This window comes from Arthrobacter sp. 2RAF6 (assembly GCF_052115205.1).
GTDB lineage: Bacteria > Actinomycetota > Actinomycetes > Actinomycetales > Micrococcaceae > Arthrobacter.
This window is the reverse complement of record NZ_JBFRGF010000089.1, coordinates 1-1,527: the sequence shown is the minus strand read 5'-3', so window position 1 is coordinate 1,527 and position 1,527 is coordinate 1. Positions and strand designations below refer to the sequence as shown.

Genomic DNA, 1,527 nt, shown 5'->3' with positions numbered 1-1,527 from the left:
GTCACGCTCGCGACGTTCCTGATGCTCACGGGCCTGAACCTGGCCCTGACCCGCCTGATCGGCGGGTCCGTGTCTTCCCCGTCGATTTCCAAGCTGGACGGTTTCGAGTCGGCCCACGCGGTGTTCGCGTCCTCGATCAGCATCGGCGGGGTCGAGGTGAAGATCACGGTGTTCTTCTGGATCATCCTGGTCGYGATCGCGTCCTGGGTGCTGCTGCGCACGAAGGTCGGCAACTGGATCTTCGCCGTGGGCGGGGACGCGAACGCKGCCCGTGCCGTGGGTGTTCCGGTGACCAAGACSAAGATCGGGTTGTTCATGGCGGTCGGGTTCTGCGGCTGGATCCTGGGCATGCACAACCTCTTCGCCTTCGACGCCGTGCAGTCCGGSGAGGGCGTGGGCAACGAGTTCCTGTACATCATCGCCGCGGTSATCGGCGGCTGCCTGCTCACCGGCGGCTACGGGTCCGCGGTGGGCGGKGCSATYGGTGCGTTCATCTTCGGCATGGCCAACAAGGGCATCGTGTACGCGCAGTGGAACCCGGACTGGTTCAAGTTCTTCCTGGGCCTGATGCTGCTGCTGGCCACCATCGTGAACCTCATCGTCAAACGCCGCGCAGAGCTCAAGTAGAAGGGCCGGACAAAACAATGAATGCCAAACAGATCGACCAGCAGACCCTGCTCAAGGACGAGAAGGACCCGCTGACCCACACCCCCGTGCACCTGCTCTCCCTGGACGSGGTGGGCAAGCACTACGGGAACATCATCGCCCTGCGCGATGTGACGATGGCCGTGGACAACGGCCGCGTCACCTGCGTGCTGGGGGACAACGGCGCGGGCAAGTCCACGCTGATCAAGATCATCGCCGGCCTGCACCAGCACGACGCCGGRACGCTGAAGATCATGGGGGAGGAGCGGAAGTTCAACTCGCCCCGCGACGCCCTGGACGCGGGCATCGCCACCGTGTACCAGGACCTGGCCGTGGTCCCGTTGATGCCGATCTGGCGGAACTTCTTCCTCGGCTCGGAACTGACCWCCGGGTTCGGGCCGTTCAAGTCCATGGATGTCCAGAAAATGAAGGACATCACGCTSRCGGAACTGGCCGCGATGGGCATCGACCTGCGCGATGTGGAACAACCCATCGGCCAGCTCTCCGGCGGTGAACGCCAATGCGTGGCGATCGCCAGGGCCGTGTACTTCGGGGCGAAGGTGCTGATCCTGGACGAACCSACCGCCGCCCTCGGGGTGAAGCAGTCCGGCGTCGTGCTCCGCTACATCCTGCAGGCCCGCGACCGCGGCCTGGGCGTCATYTTCATCACCCACAACCCGCACCACGCCTTCCCGGTCGGKGACCGGTTCCTGCTGCTCAAGCGCGGCAAGTCCATCGGCTACTACGACAAGAAGGACATCACCCTGGACGAACTCACCGCCCAGATGGCCGGCGGCGCGGAACTGGCCGAACTCGCCCACGAACTCGAACAACTCGGCGGACACACCGAAGCCCTCAAGGAAGTCCAAGCCGAAGTCGCCG

General features: G+C 64.7%; 2 protein-coding genes. Both read left to right on the top strand.

The window, feature by feature from the left end; genetic code table 11:
* Positions 1 to 627 (top strand): ABC transporter permease (locus tag AB4Z38_RS25560; protein ID WP_441432314.1); only part of this gene is annotated, 627 nt, incomplete at its 5' end.
* Between the two features lie 17 nt (positions 628 to 644).
* Positions 645 to 1,527: ATP-binding cassette domain-containing protein (locus AB4Z38_RS25555; protein ID WP_441432313.1), on the top strand; the 883-nt coding region annotated here is incomplete at its 3' end.